Genomic DNA, 18,681 nt, shown 5'->3' on the forward strand with positions numbered 1-18,681 from the left:
GCGATGGGCCGATGCGCACCAGGGTCTGGGATGCACAGGCACCGTAACCGGGCTTTGTGACGCAGAATCGATCAGCCAGGACAGAACGCCTCTGTCGGGTGAATTTTCGCCACATCGCTTGACGGCAGGCCAAGTTCCCGCGGCGGCCGAATGACATCGAAAAGCCACGGGAAACACTGGAACTCTGCATTTATGCATGACATCCCCGACGGGGAAAGCATAGGGGGCAAGGGCGGCCGGTCAACCCTTTCGAGGCCGCGGCCACCGTGTTTCACCCTGCGGGGGCCTCATCCACCGCGCCCCACCGGCCGTACGCCCTGCCAGGTGTGCGCGCCGCCCGCCGCGGGCGGCTCAGCCCTCCGCGACCAGGTCCGTCGCAACGGCCTCCGCCGCCATGCCGCAGGCCACGACGGGCAGCTGGACGACGTCCGCGGCGCCCGTCTGCTCCCCGGCCGCCGCCAGCGCCGCGACCAGCGGGAACGGGCGGCGGAAGGACACCGCGAGGGTGCCGTCCGTACGGTGCTGCACCCGCAGCCGCCCGCCGTACAGGTCGGCGGCGACCTGCCCGGTGGCCTCGTCGGCCGGCTCCCGCGCCGCCGGCCCGTCCGAGGCGGGCGGCCCGTCCACGGCCCGGCGCCGGTCGCCCTCGTCCCGGTCGCCCTCGTCCCGGTCGTCGATCCGTACCACGCACTGCCCGCCGTCGACCTCGATCGTGAGGCGGTACGCGTCGGCGCTGCCGTGGGACATCACATAGGCCGTCGCCCTGGCGAGGTCCGAGGCCACGGACGCGGGCCCCTCCCCCACGGCACCGAGCGCGTCCAGCACCGCACAGGCGAGGACGGTGGCCTCCTTGTCACCACCGGGGCGTCGTCGCGCGCTGAGTGCCCAGCGGAACGCGGGAACTCGGCCGGCGGCCGGGGACATACGGGAGACGGCCGTACTCTGCTCCATGGCCGGACCCTGCTCTCCTTCGGAAGCGGACTTCTCTGCGGGGCTGCTGTCCACGGTCAACGCGCTGAACAGCCCATGACCGGGGTCCGGGGCCACTGGGCCTCACCATAGAACTCACGATCGACGCGGAACCCGCCAATTCCGGCCACGTGCCGCCGTGCCGACCTCATCCGCCCCCCGCGCCATCGGCAGATCACACCCGTCCCTCCCCGCCCACGTCCGGCGCGGTAAGTCACCACGCCTGCATAACCGGCAGAAGGGACAGTCCGTACGGGAGGGCGGCACGGCTAGGCGGCGGCCGGCGCCGGGGCGATGTTGTGATTGAGCCGGAAGACGTTGTCCGGGTCGTAAGCCGCCTTCACCGCGGCGAGCCGCCGGAGGTTGTCGGCGCCGACCCCGGCGACGACCCGTTCGCCGCCCTCGTCCCCGATGAAGTTCAGGTACACCGCCCCGCTCGACCACGGCCGCATGCCGTCCCGCAGGCCGCGCGCCCAGCTCCGGGCCCGCTCGTCATCGGCGGGGTCCTCCCACAGACCCAGCGGATGCACCGCCCACGGCGCGGTCCGCCAGGGCACCGGGTGGTCCGCCGCGCCCCGCGCGACCGCGCCGCCCTGCGGCAGCAGCAGATGCTGGGACGGCGACGGCACGACCATGTCACCGGCGCGCGTGCAGAAGGTCTCGACGGCGGGGTCGGGCAGCTCGGCCAGGTACTCGGCCGACCAGTAGTTCCGGTAGCCGGGCGGGTCGTCGAGCAGGCACTGGAACTCCGCGTACGGCATGTCCGCGAGCAGCTCGCCCTCGTGCCCGAGGCGCAGCATCGGCGCGATCACCTCCCGCGCCGCCGCCAGCGGCCCCGCGTAGGTGAAGAGGCACGCACAGGTCAGCCGTCCCACCAGGTGCGCGGGCACGAACTCCTCGGCGGGCCCGGTGAGATACAGCAGCCCGCCGCCGACCTCGTCCGGCGCCGCCGCCATGAAGTCGCGGTACGCGCGCAGGACCTCGGGGCCGGCCTCCGGCCGCCACACCAGCAGCGCGAAGCTGAACTCCGGCAGCTCGTACAGCCGGAGCGTGAAGGAGGTCGCGACGCCGAAGTTGCCGCCGCCTCCGTGCAGCGCCCAGAACAGTTCGGGATGCTCTGTCGCGCTCGCCCGCACGGCCTCCCCGGCCGCCGTGACCAGCTCGACCTCCTCCAGGTTGTCGCAGGTCAGCCCGTACTTGCGCTCCAGCCAGCCGGAGCCGCCGCCCAGCGTGTAGCCGCCCACGCCCGTGGTCGAGACCCGCCCGCCGGTCGTCGCCAGGCCGTGCGCGCCGGCCGCCCGGTCGAGGTCCCCCATCGTCGCGCCGCCGCCGACGCGTACCGTGCGGCTCCCCGCGTCGACCGACGCGGCGTTGATCCGCCGCAGGTCGACGACGAGCCCGCCGTCGTTCACCGCCCGGCCCGCCACGCCGTGCCCGCCGCCGCGTACCGCGATCTCCAGCCCGTGCTCCCGCGCGAACCGCACCGCCGCGGCGACGTCCCCGGCGTTCGCGCACCCGGCGATGACCGCGGGACGGCGGTCGATCATCGCGTTGAACACACTGCGCTGCGCGTCGTACGCCGGATCCCCCGGCACGGTCACTTCCCCCGCGAACCCGGCCCGCAGACCCGTCACCGCCGCACCGCTCACCTCACGGGATGCCATCAGATACCCCCTGGTACCCAGCCGGTCGACTCCCCCGTGCCCGGAGCGTAGCGCCGCGCGCCGCCCCCGCCAGCCCTCCCGCACAAGGGCGTACGGCGCCGGCGCGGCGGGCCGCCGCTCAGCCCCCTCCCCAGGGCGCCCTGCGGTGCTCCGGCGGGGTCCCGGCAGGCGGGAACGCGGTGTCGATGACCTCGCGGAGGGCCCGGTAACAACCGCACGAGCGGGCTTCCAGCCGCTCCCGGTCCAGCACGGTGATGGTGCCGCGGCGGTAGCTGATGCACCCCTCGTCGGCCAGTTCGCCGGCGACCTCGCTCACCGAGGACCGGCGTACCGCGAGCATCTGCGCGAGGAACTTCTGCGTCAGCTCGAACCGGTCGCTGTGCATCCGGTCGGCCGTCATCAGCAGCCAGCGGGCGCACCGCTCGCGGGTGCGGTGGCTGCGGTTGCAGGCGGCGTTCCGCGCGAGCTGGGTGAACATCGTCTGGGTGTAGTGCTGCATGATGCGCTGGAGCGCGCCGTCCACCACCGCCAGCTCGTGCCGGAAGAGGTCCGCGTCCATCCGCAGCGCCTGCCCGGCGACCTGGACGATCGCCCGCTCGGTCGGGATGCCGATACCCAGGAAGACCGGCAGCCCCACCACGCCTTCGTCGCCGACGGTGGCGACCTCCACGTCCGGGTCCCCGTCCAGCTCGGCGATGATCGAGCAGACGCCGCGCGTGGGGAACCACAGGGCGTCGATCCGCTCGCCGGGCCGGTACAGCACGTCGGAGAGTGCCAGTTCGACCGGCTTGAGCTGGGGGAGCAGCCGCTCCTGCTCCGCCTCCGGCAGAGCGACCAGGAGCCGGTTGGTCCGCAAGTCGCCGTAACCGGCTGCGCTGCCCGTCATGACCTGCTCGCCTCTTCCTCAGTGATCAGCCGACGGCTGCCGGCGGAATGGCCGTCGCCCACGGGGGCAACGACACCCGCATCAGGCCCGCCGCGCCCGGCACCATCACCAGGCTGACCAGCGCGTGTGCGAGCACCGGCAAGGGCAGTACGAAGTCTACGCAGCCGGTGGCGATCGCGGCGCGGGGCATGCCGAAGGCTTCCGCGGTACTGAAATCCTGCGCGAGCACCCGCCCGCCGGCGCCCCGTACGTGCCGTGCCCCGAGCGCCCCGTCCTCCATCCGGCCGGTCAGCACCGCCGCCAGCACCCGGGGGCCGAACGCGGCGGCGGCCGCGGCGAACACCGCGTCCCCCGCCTCGTTGCCGTTGATGATGTCCAGCGACACCTTGCCCTCGGAGGTGAAGGAGGCCGCACATCCTGCCGGCACCACATGGACGACGCCGCCCTCCAGCCGGTCCCCCTCGTCCAGCATCCGCACCGGCAGCGCGGAGCGGTACGCCAGCACCTTCAGGAGCCCGTCGTACTCCCGCACGGGCCGGTGCTGCACCAGCACCACCGCCGCGGGAAAACTCTCGGGCAACGCCGCCAGGACTTCCCGATAGGCGCTCACGCCCCCCAGCGAAGCGGCCAGACACACCACGTCGAAAGCGGCCCTGTCCTCCGTCCTCTGCACGGTACCGAACACGCCCCCAGCCTAATGCCCGCCACCGAACACAGTCACTTCCCCCACCACACCCCGGCCACCCCGAGAACGCCGAAGACCCCCCGTCGGCTCGACGGGGGGTCTTCGCACTGGTGGGCACAACAGGATTTGAACCTGTGACATCTGCTTTGTAAGAGCAGCGCTCTACCGCTGAGCTATGCGCCCGGATGAACCGACAGACTACCTTGCCCGCAGGGATGGTTCGCAAACCGGTGAGGGAAGCGTCCGGATGGTGAACCGACCGGCCGGTGTGTTCGTCCGTACAGGGTGGGAGAATGGCTTCGGGCCTGGGGCGACGCGATCGGGAGAGGGTTGTGACGGCGACATACACGCGGCCGTACGAGCAGCGAGCACGTCGTCAGGCCGGTGGGGGCTTCCGGGGCGGCCGGAGTGTCCGGGCGGCCGCGGCGGTGCGGGACATGGCGGCGCTGGTGCTGCTGCCGGTGCCGGTGCTGGCCGTGGCGGTGGCCGGTGGGGGGATGATGGCGTTCGCCGGGGGCGGTACACGACGCTGGTTCGGGCGCGGGGAGAGCCAGCGGGCCGAGGCGCAGGCGGCGAAGGACGCCGCGGCGGCCGCGTTCTACGAGCTGGACACCGCGCAGCGGGACCTGCGGATCTCGATCGAGACGATCACGGCGGTGGACGATTCCGCCGGGGCGCGGCGGGCCGCGGAGGGGTACGCGAGTCTGGGGCAGCGGATCGACGAGGTCAGCCGGACGTACATCGCCGCCGTGGACGCGCATGATCTGGACCGTGATGATCTGGAGAGTGGCGCCGCCTCACGGGCACGGGCCGACCTGACCCGGGCGAAGGACGAGCTGACGGCGGTCGGCAAGGAGCTGGAGCGGTTCGCCGAGGGGCTCGGGCCGCTGCTGCGGACAGCGGAGACGCAGCTCGCGCGGCTGGCGCCGGCGGTGGAGCGGGCGCGGCAGGCGCTGCTGGCCGCGACGCAGGCGCTGGACGCGGCCAGAGCGCGCGGGCTGAGAGCCGACGAGCTGGCGGCGCGGCTGGCGGCGCTGTCGCCGGAGCTGACGAAGCTGAACCAGGGAGCCGGGCAGCACGGCGTGCCGGAGACGATCCACCGGGCCGACGACGTGCTGCGCCGCGCGGAGGCGATCCGTACGGAGGCGGAGCGGCTCCCGGAGACGGCCGCGGAGATCGACAAGCGGCTGGTGTCGCTGCGGACGCGGGCGCAGGCGATCACGACGCGGGCCGGCGGCGTGGAGCCGGTGCTGAGCGAGCTGCGCCGGCGGTACAGCGTGGCCTGCTGGCAGGACCTGCAGCAGGTACCGGACCAGGCGGCGGACGCGGTGCGGCAGGCGGAGGCCAAGCTGCGGGAGGCGCAGGGCGCGCGGGACGAGCAGCGGTGGGCGGACGCGACGAGCCTGCTGGCGACCGTACGGGCCCTGCTGAATACGACCGACGAGGCGGTGACGGCCGCCGGGGACCGGCTGCGGCGGCTGGACGAGGTCTCCTTCGACCGGCGCAAGGAGGTCGAGCGGACACGGTTCGCGATCCGGGACGCGCAGCGGCTGGCGATGGCGGGCCGCAGTACGCCGGACCCGCGGCACGCGCGTCCGCTGGACGAGGCGGTGGCGCGGCTGGAGCGCGCCGAGGCCGGGCTGGAGGGCAGCCGGCACCCGGACTGGTGGCACTTCCTGACGGAGACGGACGCGGTACGGGAGACGGCCGCGCGCGTGGTCCGGGCGATCCGCGAGGAGCGGGGCGGCACGAGCGGCTGATCCGGCGGCACCGTGCGAGGACGCGTACGTGGCCCTGGCCACCGGCCCCGCGGCGCCTGCGATGGCGCCCGCGCGCGCCCTGGCGGAAGCTGGAGGACGTACGGCTTTCCGGCGGTCCTGCCGCGTACGCCTGTGCAAAGGAGGCCGGTCATGGCTGTCGGCCACGCCCTTCGCGGGCCTTTCCCGCGCCACCGGCGGCGCATCACGCTCGATGAGCATCTGCCCGTCGACCACCGGCTGAGCAGGTTCTACCGGTTCGGCGCCGGGCTGATGGGGCTGGTGCTCGTCGCCTTCGGCATCCTCGGCCTGATCGACCGGATCGGGTTCTTCGACACCGGGGGCGACACGGTCGCGGGGCTGAACACCAACGGCGCGCTGAGCGTGCTGTCCGTCCTCATCGGCCTGCTGCTCTTCGCCGGGATGGTGATCGGCGGGAACTTCGCCTCCACCCTGAACGCCGTGCTCGGCGTCGCCTTCCTGCTGAGCGGCTTCGTCAACCTGGCGATCCTGGAGACCGGCTTCAACCATCTCGCCTTCCGCCTCCAGAACGTCCTCTTCAGCTTCGCCGTCGGACTGCTGCTGCTGGTCTTCGGCATGTACGGCCGGGTCAGCGGCGGCCTGCCGCACAACAACCCGTACTGGCGCGCCCGGCACCCGGAGGCGGTCCCCCTCGCCGCTCGCCCGACGCCCCAGCAGGCCGCCCTGCTGCGGAAGGCCGAGCGGGAGGCGGCGCAGCGGGATCTGCTGAACCGTGCGCACCGCGGCCGGACGGCCCGGCGGTACAGCCGCGAGGCGGGGCTCCGGCAGGAGGCAGGACGCGCGCGGCGGGACCGCACGCCGCGTCCACCGGGAGAATCATGGACCTCAGCACAGCGCTCCGGGCCGGGCGACTGGTCGCCATCATCCGCGGCAAGGACCCGGAGGCGTCCTTCCGTACGGTCATGACCCCGGCCGGGGAGGGGGTGCGGCGGGTGGAGGTCTCGCTCGGCGGCGCCGACGCGCTCGGCGTCATCCGGCGGGCGCGGCAGGAACTGGGGCCGGACGCGTGGCTGGGTGCGGGCACCGTCACCACCGCCGAGGACGTCGTACGGGCCGCCGAGGCCGGCACGAACCTGGCGGTCACGCCGGGGCTGGGCGCGGGCGTCGACGAATGCCTACGCCGTGAGCTGCCGGTGGTGGCGGGGGTGCTGACGCCGACCGAGGTGATCGCGGCGCAGGCCGCGGGCGCGACGGCCCTGAAGCTCTTCCCCGCCTCCCTCGTCGGGCCCGTGTACCTGAAGGCGCTGCGGGCGCCCTTCCCCGAGCTGCCGTTCGTCCCGGTGGGCGGGGTGGACGCGGCGGCGGCCCGCGCGTACCTGGCCGCGGGCGCGGTGGCGGTGGGCGTCGGCTCGCCGCTGATCGGGGACGCGGCGGACGGCGGTGACTTCGGCGGCCTGCGCCGCCGCGCCGCGGACTTCCTGACGGTGTGCGCGGAGGGCGCGGAAGGGCCGGCGTGAGCGGTGCGGACACCGCTCCCCCAGCAGGCAGGCCCGGCGCGTCGGGCCACCGTATTCTTGGGCCATGCCCCGATACGAGTACCGCTGCCGCTCCTGTGAGACGACCTTCGAGGTCAGCCGTCCGATGGCCGAGTCCGCCGCGCCCGCGCCCTGCCCCGACGGGCACGCGGACACGGTGAAGCTGCTGTCGGCCGTGGCGGTGGGCGGCACGGCCGCCGCGCCGGCCCCGAGCGGTGGCGGTGGCGGCGGCTGCTGCGGGGGCGGCTGCTGCGGCTGAGCCGCCCCTCCGGCTAGGGCTGCGTTCTCAGCGGCCCCGTTCTCAGCGGCCCCGGGCGTCCGCCACCTCGCCGAGGAACGCCCGTGCGATCTCCTCCCCCGCCGCCGCGCCGCGCTCCTCCAGCGCGGTGACGTGCGGCGCCGACCAGCCCGCATCGGCCAGTTCGCCGTGGCCCGGGCGCCAGCCGCGATCGGCCGCGAGCAGCAGGTCGGCGTCCAGGAGGGAGTCGCCGGCCGCGACGACGCGGTCGGCGCCCGCGCGGCGGGCGGCCTCGCGGACCGCCGCGCTCTTGGTGAGCGGCTTCGGCACGGCGTAGACCTTCCGGCCCTGGAGGGAGACGGTCCAGCCGCGCCCCTCGGCCCAGCCGGCGAGGTCCTTCACCCAGGTCTCCGGCAGCCGCTCCCGGTCGACGACGAGGTACGCGAAGAGATCCTCGGCGGTGCGCTCCTTCAGCAGCCAGGACGCGTCGGCGGTGCGCAGCAGGTGTGCCCGGACCTCGTCCAGCGGGGCGCACTCGGCGGCCAGCCGGGCCGCGACCGTGCGCTGCCAGTCCGGGTCGGACTCGCCGTCGACGAGGAGATGGCCGCCGTTCGCGCACACCGCGAACCGGGGTGCGGGCCCCGGGAGATGGATGCGGCCGTACTGCTCGCGGGTGCGGGTGGTGGCCGGTACGAAACAGGCGCCGCGGGCGGCCGCCAGGGTGGCGAGCAGCGCGGCGGCGGTCTCGGTGAGGTACGACAGCGGCTTGTGGGCGTACACCTCGACGCAGAGCAGGCGGGGCGCCTGCGCGTCGGGCCCGGTCAGGCCGAGCGCGGCGGCCGAGTAGATGAGGGTGCGGTCGAGGTCGCTGGCGACCAGCACGGGCGTCGGTGAGCCGGTCATTTCGCCGCCACCGCCCGGCCGTCGGCGCCGGTCGCGCCGCGGGTGTAGCGCGGGTGGATCAGTCCGACGCAGCTGTACGGCAGGTCGTCGGTCTCCTCGACGGGCACGCCGCGCTGCGCGGCCAGCAGCCGGATGTGTTCCAGGTCCGCGCCCGCTCCCTTGCGCGCGAGGATCTTCCAGGGGACGCGGCGCAGCAGCACGCGGGTGGTCTCGCCGACGCCGGGCTTCACCAGGTTCACGTCGTGGATGCCGTACGTCTCGCTGATCCGCTCCACGGCGGCCCAGCCCGCCCAGGTGGGCGCGCGGTCGGCGGCGAGCAGCGCCGCGGCGTCGGCGCGGGCGTCGGCGGCGACCTCGTCGAAGCGGGCCGCGACGGTGTCGAGGAAGTGCTGGGAGACGTCCGTGTCCGCCAGCTCGCGGTAGAACTTCGCGCCGTGGAAGTCCTCCGGGCCCACCAGGTCGGCGCGGAGGACGGTACGGGAGACCAGGCCGGAGACGGTGGAGTTCAGGCAGGCGGAGGGGATCAGGAAGTCGTCGCGGGTGCCGTAGGTGTCCACGCAGCCGCCGGGGTCGGCGAGGACCGCGATGCGCGGGTCGAAGCCGGGGAAGTCGCGGAGGGCCTGCGCCAGTTCGCGGGTGATCGCGCCCTTGCCGGTCCAGCCGTCGACGAAGACCACGTCGGCCGGGTCGTGGTGGGCGGCGAGCCAGCGCAGCGCGGCGGTGTCGATGCCGCGGCCGCGCACGATCGATATGGCGTAGTGCGGCAGGTCCAGGCCGTGCGCGTGCCGGGCCCAGCGGCGCATCAGGACGCCGACGGGGGTGCCGGCGCGGGCCAGGGAGACCAGGACCGGGCGGGGATGGGGGTCCCCCCGGCGCTTTCGGCGCTGGGGGAGCTCGGCGAGGACCGTCTCGGTGACCGCGCCGACGGCGCGGGCGATGCGGGCCGCCGAGGTCTCCAGCGCCGCGTGGAAGAGGGCTTGGTACTCCTCGCTGGGCTGGTACTCGACGGGCAGCGACTCGGCGTAGTGCGCGCCGCCGCGCTGGATGGCCTCCTCGCGCTCCTCGGTGGGCGCTTCGAGGGTGACGTCGGAGAAGTCCTGGAGCAGCCAGCCGACGTCGTCGGGGGCGTAGGAGGAGAAGGCGGGGCCGCGCAGGGGCGCCTGCATGTCGGTACGGACCTCCGTACGGGGACGGGGCACGTCCGGCGCCGCGGGCGACGGCGGTACGTACGAGGGGACGACGCCGAGCAGCACGAGGTCGGTGTGTCCGGCGAGGGTGGCCAACAGGCCCCCGGGGGCGTGGAGTTCGGGGGTGTCACCGGCCGAGTCGACGAGGACGACGACCGCGTCGAAGCGGCGGGCCGGGTCGGCGCCGGGCGCGACGTTGTAGGCGTAGCGCTCGCCGGGGCCGTCCACCGGGCGGTCGTGGGCCGGGAAGGCGAGCCGGGTGCGGATGGCGTAGCCGGGGTCGTCCACGGCGAGCACCGGGGAGCGGGTGGTGGTGGAGAAGCGGACCTCGGCGGGCAGCGCCTCGTCCAGCGCGCCGGCCAGCCGCAGGGGTGCGTACATCAGCTCCTCGTTGCCGAGGACGAGGACGCGGGCCCGCTCCGTGCGCCCGGTCTCCCCCAGCGCCGCGGCGATCCGGGCCGCCATGTCCGGCAGCGCGGCCTCCAGGCGGGCGCGGTGGGCGGGGGTGAAGCCGTGCCGTCCGCCGTCGGGGAGCCCCGCGGGCCAGGCCAGTTCGACGCGGCTGAGGCCGGCCGGTGCGGGGGCGGCCGGTTCGGGAGCGCCTGCGGGCTCGTACCGCGCCACGAGCTCCTGCCCGCGCTCCAGCACCCCGTCCGGCAGTGCCACCGTGCCCGCCGTCAGGGCGACGAGGTCGACCCGCGTCCCCAGGTCGGCGGCGAACTTCTCCAGGTGGGCGCGGTCCGCCGCGGACCTCATGTCGGTCAGCGCGACGATCACGTACCGCGGGCGGGGGAAGCGGGCGTGCAGGGCCTCGATGGTGTTGAGGACCGTGCGTCCGGTGGAGAACTCGTCGTCGACCAGGACCAGCGGGCCGTCGCCGGTGAGCAGCCCGGTGTCCTCGGGCAGCAGGAGGTGGGAGGTGGCGTGGGAGTGCTCCTCCTCGAAGCCGCCGGCCTGCGCGACGCCGGGCACGGGGCGCCGGGTGGAGTGCACGTACGGGGCGAGCGCCAGGCCGTCGGCGACGCTGTGCCCGAGGCCCGTGGCGGTCTCGGCGTAGCCGAGGACCACGGCGCGGGCGGCCGCCTCGTCACCGAGCAGGGCCCGTACCCGGCGGCCCAGGCCGTGCCCCGCGTCGTGCACCACCGACGGGCGCTGCGGCACGTGCTTGCCGAGCACCTGCGACACCAGCAGGTGGGCCCGCTTGGGGTTGCGCCGCAGCGCGAGCCCCACCAGGCCGGGCAGCTCGGCCGCACCGTTCAGTTCGACCCCGAGCCGCTCCGCGACCCACTCGCCGGTCCACACCACCGTGTTGTTCTCCTTCGCCGTCTTCTCTGTCATGCGTCCGTCCCGGGCAGCCCCGCCGCCAGCAGTTCCACGAAGCTGACGCCCTCGCGCGCGACGCCGAAGACCTCGGCGCGCAGCAGCGTGCGCTCCGCCCAGGCGCGGTGCGGCTTCACCTCGTTCATCTTGTTCGTGTACGAGGAGCGCAGGACGCCGCCGCCGTCGCGCTCGGGGCGCAGGATGTCGGCCGCGTCGCTGAACTCCTCGTGGCTGACCACCGACAGCGCGTGCACCGGGGCGACGTGCGAGGGGTGGATGCAGGTCTTGCCCTGGAGGCCGTTGGCCCGGTCCAGCTCGATCTCGCGGAGCAGGCCGTCCATGGCGTGCTCGATGAGGGAGGTGCGCAGCTCCTCGGCTCGCCCGAGGAAGGGGCTCTGCCGCAGCTGGGGCTTGAACATCCGCTCGTGGAGCCGGAAGTACTCCCAGACCGGCCCGGTGACGGTGAAGCCGGTGCCGTCGGCGCGGCCGAGGACGTTGACGACGTCGGCGATGACGGAGGCGACGATCCGTACGTCGTACGCGGTCATGTCCGGGGCGCGGCGCAGACCGTAAGCGGAGCAGAAGTCGGTGACGCCGAGGCGCAGCGCGAGGACGCGGTCCCGGTAGGCGTCCACGGTGCGGGCGATGCCCTGCAGGGTCTCCGTCCGGCTCTCCAGATGGAGCAGCTCGGGGGACTCCAGGACCGGCATCGCGAACAGCCGCTGCCCGCAGGACGCTTCGGCGGCGGTGAGGGCCTCCAGGAAGGGGACGCCGCGCAGTGCGGTGAACTTCGGCAGCACGAATCCGGTGAGCAGCCGGACGGCCGGGCCGAGCCGCCGCACCAGGTCGGGTATCTGGTCGGGGGTGCGGACGCGGATGAAGAGCAGGGGCAGCGGGGTGCCGGGGTGACAAGATCCGGTTTCGGCCAGCTCGGTGAACTGCCGTACGAGGTTGTCCTCGCCGGCCGCCACGTCACCGTCGCCGATGGAGTCCTCCAGGCACAGCACCATCGACACCACGCCGCGCTTGGCCTGCTTGATCACGTCGGCGGCCAGCCGCTGCCTGGTCGCGGGCGAGTACAGGGTGGCGCCGAGGGCGACGGCGAGCAGCCGCTGCGGGGAGTCGGCGGTGAACTCCGCCGGTTCCCGGTGGAACAGCGTGGCGCGTACGTCGGGCGACAGATGTCCGAAATGACGCATACAACTCCCCGGGGGCGGGCGGGGTTCGGCCACCCTTGTGGTTCTTTCCTCGGTGTCCGGTGTCCGGTGTCCGGATCCGGCCGGTAATCGTACGTGTGGGCCCCTGCGGAAAGTTCCCGCGCGGGTGAAAATCACGTGTCATGTGCCCGGCAAACGGGTGCGGGACGCCGCCGATCCCCGCGCCGGCCCGCCCCCGCGTTGTCCGTCCCCCCGCTCAGCAGGCAGGATGACGCCATGACGCACGCCATGCAGAAGGGGTCGAACGTACCCCTCGACGCCACTGCCGTACGGGCCGTCCTCCGCTGGACACCGGGCACGGGAGTGCCCGACGTGGACGCCTCGGCGCTGTTGCTGGCCCCCGAAGGGCGCGTGCGCGCGGACGCGGACTTCGTGTTCTACAACCAGCCCCGGCACCCCAGCGGCCTGGTGCGTCACCTCCCCAAGAAGCAGCTGGCCGACGCGCTGACCGACACCATCGAGGCGGACCTCGCCGCGCTGGACCCGTCGGTCGACCGGGTGGTGCTGGCCGCCTCCTCGGACGGCGCCCCCTTCGGGCGGGTGACGGACCTGCGGCTGGAGCTCTACGACGCGGCACGGGGAGACGGCGGGCCACTGGCGGTGTTCGAGGTGGAGCCGGAGACCGGCGAGGAGACCGCGCTGATCTGCGGCGAGCTGTACCGGCGCGCGGACGCCTGGAAGTTCCGGGCGCTGGGCCAGGGCTACGACAGCGGTCTGATCGGGCTGGCGACGGAGTTCGGCATCTCGGTGGACGAGGGCGAGGACGCCGGGGACGGGGCCGTACAGCCGCCCGAGGGGGCGTCGGCAGCGCCGGGGTCGGAGGACGCGACCCGCGCGGTGCCCGGGCCGCCCTCCGCCGGCTCCGAGGACGTCACGCAGGCGGTGCCGGAGCCGGTGCCGTTCCCCGAACCGGCCGCCGGGACCGCCGGGCCCACCGGAGCCGCCGCAGCGGCCTTCGCGCCGCCGCGGTCCACCGGCGCCCCGGCGGGCGCCTACGGCTATCCGGAGAACGTGCCCCCGCCGCCCCCGATGCCGCCCGGCCCGCCCGCGTACGGCTATCCGGGCCCGCCGCCCGAGGCGCCCCGGGGTCCCGCGTACGGCTACCCGGGCCCGGTGCAGGGCGGTGCCCGGCCCGCGTACGGCTATCCGCAGCCGCAGACCGCGGCCGACGGCTACGGCTACCCGCCGCCCGCGCCCGGTCCGCAGCCCACCGGGCCGGTGCCGGAGACCGCGCCGCTGGTGCTGCCGCCGCAGGGACCGCAGTTCCAGCGCCGCTGAGCGAGCGCCGCTGAGCCGTTCCCGAGGCCGGGCGCGCGCACCGCGGGCGCCCGGCCCTCACACCTTGCTCTTGTACCCGCGGCCCCACTGCAGGCCCCAGCCGTACAGCCGGTCCAGCTCGGCCTGGAAGCCGTAGACGTACCGCACCTCGCGGCGCACGGTCAGCTCGCCCTTGACGTTCTCCAGCATGAAGACCGCGCAGGAGCGGGCCTGTGGCGCCCGCTCGTCGAGGCCGATCTCCACGCGCGGCCCGCTGCTCGGGTACAGCGTGAGGATGGCGTGGGTGCGGTCGAAGGCGGGGGTGCCGTCGTAGATGTAGACGAAGATCAGCAGGCGCTTGAACTCGTCCTGGTGGTCGAGGTTGATGTAGAGCGTCTCGCCGGACCCCGAGCCGAACCGGTCGTCGCCGCTGAGCTGGATGTACGGCGGGCTGTTGAGGTCGCCGAGGAAATTCCCCAGCGGCTGCACGACGCCCTTGGTGCCGTCCTTGAGCTCGTACATGCACGCCAGGTCGAGGTCGATCTTGACGACCGCGGGACCCTGCGCCTGCACCACCTCGGGCTTGAAGATCTGGCCCGGGTGCCGCCACAGGCTCTTCTTGCGGCCGCCGAACTCCGCGAAGTCGGTGGTGCGCATCTGCCAGGAGAGGTTGACCCGGAGGTTGCCGCTGGCCGCGCCCTGCTTGGTCAGCGAGACCACCGGGTCGCGTTTGGTCAGTTTGACGACGTACGACGCTCCGCCGTTGTCGAACTGCGGCGTACCGCCGCGTCGCCAGTTCCCCAAGAACGACACTTCGCCCCACCCCTTGCCTACGGGTCCCTCACCGCCAACTGCCGCGGGGCGGCCCCGAGGAGCCGGTGGGGCCGGAGGCGATGCCCCCGGTCCCGGCTCTCGTGGCCGCCCCGCAGAGAAGCGTTCCTCATTCGGACGCCGGTCACACGCGGTCGCGTGTCACACTCCCGAGCTGACCTCGGATTTTGACGTCGATCCCGCGCCCGGCTTGCCCTCTTGACGATTCTTGCGCACCGAGGACCAGAAGGACAGCGCGATCAGGGCGACGCCGATCCCGCCCGTGATGACCTCGTTGATCTCGAACTTGATGGTGGCGAGCAGGATCACGGCCAGGGCGCCGATCGCGTAGTGCGCGCCGTGCTCCAGGTACACGTAGTCGTCCAGGGTGCCCCGGCGGACGAGGAAGACGGTCAGCGACCGGATGTACATGGCGCCGATGCCCAGACCCAGCGCCATCTCGAAGATGTCGTTGGTGATGGCGAACGCGCCGATGACGCCGTCGAAGGAGAAGGACGCGTCGATGACCTCCAGGTAGAGGAACATGAAGAACGCGGCCTTGCCCGCCAGGCCGACGGCCGAGCCGTTGCCGTTCTTCGTCGCCGGCGCGCGCTCCTCCTCGTCCGCGTCGTCGTCGGCCTCCTCCAGCTTGTCCTCGAAGTAGCCGGAGATGCCGCCGACGAGGAGGTATGTGAGCAGACCCGCGACACCGGAGAGCAGGACGGTGGCGCTCTTGTCACCGCCGCCGTGTGCCACGTCGGTGGCCACGGTCATGGCCGACACGAGCAGGACGACCAGCGCGATGATGATCGAGAGCGTGTCGAGCTTGCCCAGCTTGGCCAGCGGCTTCTCCAGCCAGGCCAGCCACTTGTACTCGCGCTCCTCGAAGATGAAGTCGAGGAAGATCATGAGCAGGAACATGCCGCCGAAGGCCGCGATCGCCGGGTGGGCGGCGGTGACGAGGTGTTCGTACTCGGCCTTGTTGTTGATCGCCAGGTCGACGGCCTCGATGGGGCCGAGCTTGGCCGTGATGGCCACGATGACGACCGGGAAGACGAGGCGCATGCCGAAGACGGCGATCAGGATGCCGATGGTCAGGAAGATCTTCTGCCAGAAGGCATTCATCTTCCGCAGGATGCCGGCGTTGATCACCGCGTTGTCGAACGAGAGCGAGATCTCCAGGATCGAGAGGATCCCGACGACCGCGAGCCCCTGCCACCCCCAGAGGACACCGGCCAACGCCAGGCCCGCCGCCGTTACGGCGAATGACCAGCCAAAGGTTTTCAGGAGCACTTCCTACCCATTCCCTCGTTGTGTGGGGTCCCCCGCGCACGGGTGGACGGCGCTTTACGAAACGTTGACCCCGAAGTCTAGAGCGATGCCCCGCAAGCCCGACGCGTACCCCTGTCCGACGGCCCTGAACTTCCACTCACCGCCGTACCGGTAAACCTCGCCGAAGATCATCGCGGTCTCCGTCGAGGCGTCCTCGCTGAGGTCGTAGCGGGCCAGTTCGCTGCCGTCGGCCTGGTTCACCACGCGGATGAAGGCGTTGCTGACCTGCCCGAAGCTCTGGCTGCGCGCATCGGCGTCATGGATCGAGACCGGGAAGACGATCTTGTCGACCTGGGCCGGGACCGTGCTGAGATCCACCAGAATCGATTCGTCGTCGCCGTCGCCCTCACCGGTGAGGTTGTCGCCCGTGTGCTCGACGGAACCCTCCGGGCTCTTGAGGTTGTTGTAGAAGACGAAGTACTCGTCCCCGAGCACCCGGCCGCTGCTGCACAGCAGGGCGCTGGCGTCCAGGTCGAACGGCGCGCCCGTCGTGGAGCGCGCGTCCCAGCCGAGGCCGACCATGACCTGCGTGAGATTGGGTGCGGCCTTCGAGAGGGAGACATTGCCCCCCTTGGCGAGTGTGACGCCCATGTTCTTCGCTTCCTCCCCGGTGTCGGTTCAGTGGTCCCAAGCGCGCCCGGCGCCGCACTCCCCTGGGGGGCGTACGGCGCCGGGCGGAGGTACGTCCTCGGTCAGACGTTCACGCCGAAGTCCTGCGCGATGCCGCGCAGGCCCGAGGCGTAGCCCTGGCCGATGGCGCGGAACTTCCACTCCGCGCCGTTGCGGTACAGCTCGCCGAAGACCATGGCGGTCTCCGTCGAGGCGTCCTCGCTGAGGTCGTAGCGCGCCAGCTCGTTGCCGTCGGCCTGGTTCACGACGCGGATGAAGGCGTTGCGGACCTGGCCGAAGCTCTGCTGGCGGGTCTCGGCGTCGTAGATCGACACCGGGAACACGATCTTGGCGACATCGGCCGGCACGGCGGCCAGATTCACCTTGATCTGCTCGTCGTCGCCTTCGCCCTCACCGGTGATGTTGTCGCCGGTGTGCTCGACCGACCCCTCCGGGCTCTTCAGGTTGTTGAAGAACACGAAGTTCTGGTCGTTGCCGACCTTGCCCTGGTCATTGGTCAGCAGGGCGCTGGCGTCCAGGTCGAAGTCGGTACCGGTGGTGGTACGCGCGTCCCAGCCCAGACCGACGATCACCGCGGTCAGATTGGGGGCTTCCTTCGTCAGCGAGACGTTGCCGCCCTTGCTGAGGCTGACTCCCACGAGTCCTCCCATAGATTCGAGGGGTACACAATCGCCCCCGTCGTGCATGGCATCAGAACAACGATTTGATCCTAGTGACCGGTTCCCACCGATTACCCGATGTTGCGGCGGCGGGCTCCGGGTGTTGCTCAGAGGGCCTTGAGCGCCTTGACGTACTCCTCCAGGTCACGGGCGTCGGGCAGGCCGTTGACGACCGTCCAGCGGACGACGCCCTCCTTGTCGATGATGAAGGTGCCGCGCACCGCGCAGCCCTTCTCCTCGTCGAAGACGCCGTAGGCGCGGGAGGCCTCGCCGTGCGGCCAGAAGTCCGAGAGCAGCGGGTACTCAAGGCCCTCCTGCTCGGCGAAGACGCGCAGCGAGAACGGCGAGTCATTCGAAACGGCGAGCAGCTGCACGTCGTCGTTGACGAACTGGGGCAGCTCGTCGCGCAGGGCGCACAGCTCGCCGGTGCACACGCCGGTGAAAGCGAAGGGGTAGAAGAGCAGCACGACGTTCTTCTCGCCGCGGAAGTCGGAGAGCTTGACGGTCTCCCCGTGCTGGTTCTTCAGCTCGATCTCCGGGGCCTTCGCGCCGACCTCGATCGCCATGGGTTCTGTTTCCCTTCGCAGATGCTGAACAGATACCCGCCAACCCTACGTCGCGACCCTGTGGCCGCTACGGGTCGAGCCCCCTCCCGGCAGCCTTCCCCGGGCACAACAGGCGGGGGAAGGGGTCGGAAGGGGGCTCGGGATGTGCCGGCGTGACGGCTCAGCGCTTGCCGGACTTGGCGGCCTTCGGCGTCACCAACCGGCTGCCGCTCCAGTCCTTGCCCGCGTTGATGCTCTTCGTCTGGGACAGACCCGCAGTCTGCGCGGCCTCATTGATGTCGCTCGGCTCGACGTAGCCGTCGCGCCCGGTCTTCGGCGTCAGCAGCCATACGGCGCCGCCGTCCTCGATCAGACCAATGGCATCGACCAGCGCGTCCGTGAGGTCGCCGTCGTCTTCCCGGAACCACAGGACGACGGCATCGGCCACATCGTCATAGTCCTCGTCGACGAGCTCCTGGCCGATCACGGCCTCGATGCCTTCACGGAGCTCCTGCTCGACGTCATCGTCGTAGCCGATCTCCTGGACCACCTGTCCGGGCTCGAACCCCAGCTTGATGGCCGGGTTGGTCCGCTCCTCCGCGTGGTCCGCGGTCGCGCTCACGGATTGCCTCCTGTCATGTCTTGTGGATATGCCTTACACCTCGCGCGTGCGCGGGGCATTGGGCGTAGTCCACACGGGCGGGGCGAATCGCGCAAGTACCCAGCCGTCCAGACCGCCAAAACGGTGACGGATACGGCCGTCTCGCCGCAACTGCGACCCCTTCTACCCTGTACTGCGGTGATTCACGCCACAGCGTCGCGCCAGCTCCGTGGGGTACTCGCGCGCGACTGGGCCGGGCCGCGGCGCCGGGGCGACCACGGGCTGATGTTCGATATCCGTACGGCCGACCGCCGCAGGTGCGTGACAAGGGCGTATGGTGGCGATTTGGTCTCCCCGGAGCGCACCCGCCGGCCGCGTCTCCCAGGGGGCGGTTACCAGCAGGTAGAGATGACGTATCCGCGTGCCTCGGTACACGATGGAAGACGGCGCGACACCAGCAGAGACAGAAATCTGACCTCGGGCTCGACATCCGTGTGCCTCATG

At 72.4% G+C, this 18,681-nt stretch carries 18 protein-coding genes and 1 tRNA gene; 5 read left to right on the forward strand and 14 right to left on the reverse strand.

The window, feature by feature from the left end; translation table 11 throughout:
- Nucleotides 1-351: 351 nt before the first annotated feature.
- From ACIGQF_RS33830 to ACIGQF_RS33850, 5 genes are all read right to left on the reverse strand, one after another.
- Nucleotides 352-951: a hypothetical protein gene (locus tag ACIGQF_RS33830; protein WP_399718448.1), complete on the reverse strand. Its 600-nt coding sequence runs from the start codon at nt 949-951 to the stop codon at nt 352-354.
- A gap of 287 nt (nt 952-1,238) precedes the next feature.
- Nucleotides 1,239-2,633, reverse strand: coding sequence for an FAD-binding oxidoreductase (locus ACIGQF_RS33835; RefSeq protein WP_399718451.1), 1,395 nt, complete (start codon nt 2,631-2,633; stop codon nt 1,239-1,241).
- Between the two features lie 118 nt (nt 2,634-2,751).
- On the reverse strand, nt 2,752-3,519 hold the full coding sequence (locus tag ACIGQF_RS33840; RefSeq protein ID WP_399718456.1) for a Crp/Fnr family transcriptional regulator: 768 nt from the start codon (nt 3,517-3,519) through the stop codon (nt 2,752-2,754).
- A gap of 25 nt (nt 3,520-3,544) precedes the next feature.
- Nucleotides 3,545-4,204, reverse strand: coding sequence for a chemotaxis protein CheB (locus ACIGQF_RS33845; protein ID WP_399718459.1), 660 nt, complete (start codon nt 4,202-4,204; stop codon nt 3,545-3,547).
- Nucleotides 4,205-4,312: 108 nt separating this feature from the next.
- Nucleotides 4,313-4,387, reverse strand: a tRNA-Val gene (locus tag ACIGQF_RS33850).
- A 149-nt stretch (nt 4,388-4,536) separates the two neighbouring features.
- Here ACIGQF_RS33850 and ACIGQF_RS33855 point away from each other — a divergent pair.
- The 4 genes from ACIGQF_RS33855 to ACIGQF_RS33870 all read left to right on the forward strand — a co-directional run bounded on the left by ACIGQF_RS33855 (nt 4,537) and on the right by ACIGQF_RS33870 (nt 7,737).
- Nucleotides 4,537-5,964 carry a hypothetical protein gene (locus ACIGQF_RS33855; protein ID WP_399718462.1) on the forward strand — a complete coding sequence of 476 codons (1,428 nt, stop codon included), beginning with the start codon at nt 4,537-4,539 and terminating at the stop codon, nt 5,962-5,964.
- A gap of 150 nt (nt 5,965-6,114) precedes the next feature.
- Nucleotides 6,115-6,909 carry a DUF4383 domain-containing protein gene (locus ACIGQF_RS33860; RefSeq protein ID WP_399718464.1) on the forward strand — a complete coding sequence of 265 codons (795 nt, stop codon included), beginning with the start codon at nt 6,115-6,117 and terminating at the stop codon, nt 6,907-6,909.
- Nucleotides 6,822-7,460 carry a bifunctional 4-hydroxy-2-oxoglutarate aldolase/2-dehydro-3-deoxy-phosphogluconate aldolase gene (locus ACIGQF_RS33865; RefSeq protein WP_399718467.1) on the forward strand — a complete coding sequence of 213 codons (639 nt, stop codon included), beginning with the start codon at nt 6,822-6,824 and terminating at the stop codon, nt 7,458-7,460. Before ACIGQF_RS33860 ends, ACIGQF_RS33865 begins: the two co-directional genes overlap by 88 nt.
- Nucleotides 7,461-7,524: 64 nt before the next feature.
- Nucleotides 7,525-7,737 carry a zinc ribbon domain-containing protein gene (locus ACIGQF_RS33870; RefSeq protein WP_361556842.1) on the forward strand — a complete coding sequence of 71 codons (213 nt, stop codon included), beginning with the start codon at nt 7,525-7,527 and terminating at the stop codon, nt 7,735-7,737.
- A gap of 42 nt (nt 7,738-7,779) precedes the next feature.
- Here the strand turns inward: ACIGQF_RS33870 and ACIGQF_RS33875 are convergent, their stop codons facing one another.
- From ACIGQF_RS33875 to ACIGQF_RS33885, 3 genes are read right to left on the reverse strand one after another with little or no spacing between them, the layout of a single operon-like run.
- Nucleotides 7,780-8,619 (reverse strand): HAD family hydrolase, encoded by an 840-nt coding sequence (locus tag ACIGQF_RS33875; protein WP_399718469.1) that lies wholly within the window; start codon nt 8,617-8,619, stop codon nt 7,780-7,782.
- Nucleotides 8,616-11,144: a phosphoribosyltransferase gene (locus tag ACIGQF_RS33880; protein ID WP_399718472.1), complete on the reverse strand. Its 2,529-nt coding sequence runs from the start codon at nt 11,142-11,144 to the stop codon at nt 8,616-8,618. Before ACIGQF_RS33880 ends, ACIGQF_RS33875 begins: the two co-directional genes overlap by 4 nt.
- Nucleotides 11,141-12,325 (reverse strand): HpcH/HpaI aldolase/citrate lyase family protein, encoded by a 1,185-nt coding sequence (locus tag ACIGQF_RS33885; RefSeq protein WP_399718474.1) that lies wholly within the window; start codon nt 12,323-12,325, stop codon nt 11,141-11,143. Before ACIGQF_RS33885 ends, ACIGQF_RS33880 begins: the two co-directional genes overlap by 4 nt.
- Before the next feature lie 234 nt (nt 12,326-12,559).
- Here ACIGQF_RS33885 and ACIGQF_RS33890 point away from each other — a divergent pair, with 234 nt between their 5' ends.
- Nucleotides 12,560-13,621, forward strand: coding sequence for a TerD family protein (locus ACIGQF_RS33890; protein ID WP_399718477.1), 1,062 nt, complete (start codon nt 12,560-12,562; stop codon nt 13,619-13,621).
- A gap of 57 nt (nt 13,622-13,678) precedes the next feature.
- On the opposite strand, the gene ACIGQF_RS33895 is transcribed toward ACIGQF_RS33890, so the two are convergent.
- The 6 genes from ACIGQF_RS33895 to ACIGQF_RS33920 all read right to left on the reverse strand — a co-directional run bounded on the left by ACIGQF_RS33895 (nt 13,679) and on the right by ACIGQF_RS33920 (nt 18,198).
- The gene (locus tag ACIGQF_RS33895; RefSeq protein WP_361556856.1) at nt 13,679-14,413 is read right to left on the reverse strand and encodes a Tellurium resistance; all 735 of its coding nucleotides are present in this window, start codon (nt 14,411-14,413) and stop codon (nt 13,679-13,681) included.
- A 159-nt stretch (nt 14,414-14,572) separates the two neighbouring features.
- Complete coding sequence (locus tag ACIGQF_RS33900) at nt 14,573-15,703, reverse strand: DUF475 domain-containing protein (protein WP_399718479.1); 1,131 nt, start codon at nt 15,701-15,703, stop codon at nt 14,573-14,575.
- A 54-nt stretch (nt 15,704-15,757) separates the two neighbouring features.
- On the reverse strand, nt 15,758-16,333 hold the full coding sequence (locus ACIGQF_RS33905) for a TerD family protein (protein WP_361556860.1): 576 nt from the start codon (nt 16,331-16,333) through the stop codon (nt 15,758-15,760).
- A 101-nt stretch (nt 16,334-16,434) separates the two neighbouring features.
- The gene (locus ACIGQF_RS33910) at nt 16,435-17,010 is read right to left on the reverse strand and encodes a TerD family protein (protein WP_361556862.1); all 576 of its coding nucleotides are present in this window, start codon (nt 17,008-17,010) and stop codon (nt 16,435-16,437) included.
- A 128-nt stretch (nt 17,011-17,138) separates the two neighbouring features.
- The gene (locus ACIGQF_RS33915; RefSeq protein ID WP_361556865.1) at nt 17,139-17,597 is read right to left on the reverse strand and encodes a peroxiredoxin; all 459 of its coding nucleotides are present in this window, start codon (nt 17,595-17,597) and stop codon (nt 17,139-17,141) included.
- A gap of 160 nt (nt 17,598-17,757) precedes the next feature.
- Nucleotides 17,758-18,198 (reverse strand): DUF3052 domain-containing protein, encoded by a 441-nt coding sequence (locus ACIGQF_RS33920; protein ID WP_052865577.1) that lies wholly within the window; start codon nt 18,196-18,198, stop codon nt 17,758-17,760.
- Nucleotides 18,199-18,681: the final 483 nt, after the last annotated feature.

Source organism: Streptomyces sp. NPDC053560 (genome assembly GCF_044544605.1).
Classification (GTDB): domain Bacteria; phylum Actinomycetota; class Actinomycetes; order Streptomycetales; family Streptomycetaceae; genus Streptomyces.

Bases quoted from the DNA above. Each gene is read 5' to 3' on its own strand.
- ACIGQF_RS33885 (WP_399718474.1), bottom strand. From the start codon at position 12,325: ATGCGTCATTTCGGACATCTGTCGCCCGACGTACGCGCCACGCTGTTC.
- ACIGQF_RS33880 (WP_399718472.1), bottom strand. From the start codon at position 11,144: ATGACAGAGAAGACGGCGAAGGAGAACAACACGGTGGTGTGGACCGGC.
- ACIGQF_RS33870 (WP_361556842.1), top strand. From the start codon at position 7,525: ATGCCCCGATACGAGTACCGCTGCCGCTCCTGTGAGACGACCTTCGAG.
- ACIGQF_RS33905 (WP_361556860.1), bottom strand. From the start codon at position 16,333: ATGGGCGTCACACTCGCCAAGGGGGGCAATGTCTCCCTCTCGAAGGCC.
- ACIGQF_RS33875 (WP_399718469.1), bottom strand. From the start codon at position 8,619: ATGACCGGCTCACCGACGCCCGTGCTGGTCGCCAGCGACCTCGACCGC.
- ACIGQF_RS33830 (WP_399718448.1), bottom strand. From the start codon at position 951: ATGGAGCAGAGTACGGCCGTCTCCCGTATGTCCCCGGCCGCCGGCCGA.
- ACIGQF_RS33835 (WP_399718451.1), bottom strand. From the start codon at position 2,633: ATGGCATCCCGTGAGGTGAGCGGTGCGGCGGTGACGGGTCTGCGGGCC.
- ACIGQF_RS33840 (WP_399718456.1), bottom strand. From the start codon at position 3,519: ATGACGGGCAGCGCAGCCGGTTACGGCGACTTGCGGACCAACCGGCTC.
- ACIGQF_RS33915 (WP_361556865.1), bottom strand. From the start codon at position 17,597: ATGGCGATCGAGGTCGGCGCGAAGGCCCCGGAGATCGAGCTGAAGAAC.
- ACIGQF_RS33860 (WP_399718464.1), top strand. From the start codon at position 6,115: ATGGCTGTCGGCCACGCCCTTCGCGGGCCTTTCCCGCGCCACCGGCGG.
- ACIGQF_RS33890 (WP_399718477.1), top strand. From the start codon at position 12,560: ATGACGCACGCCATGCAGAAGGGGTCGAACGTACCCCTCGACGCCACT.
- ACIGQF_RS33865 (WP_399718467.1), top strand. From the start codon at position 6,822: ATGGACCTCAGCACAGCGCTCCGGGCCGGGCGACTGGTCGCCATCATC.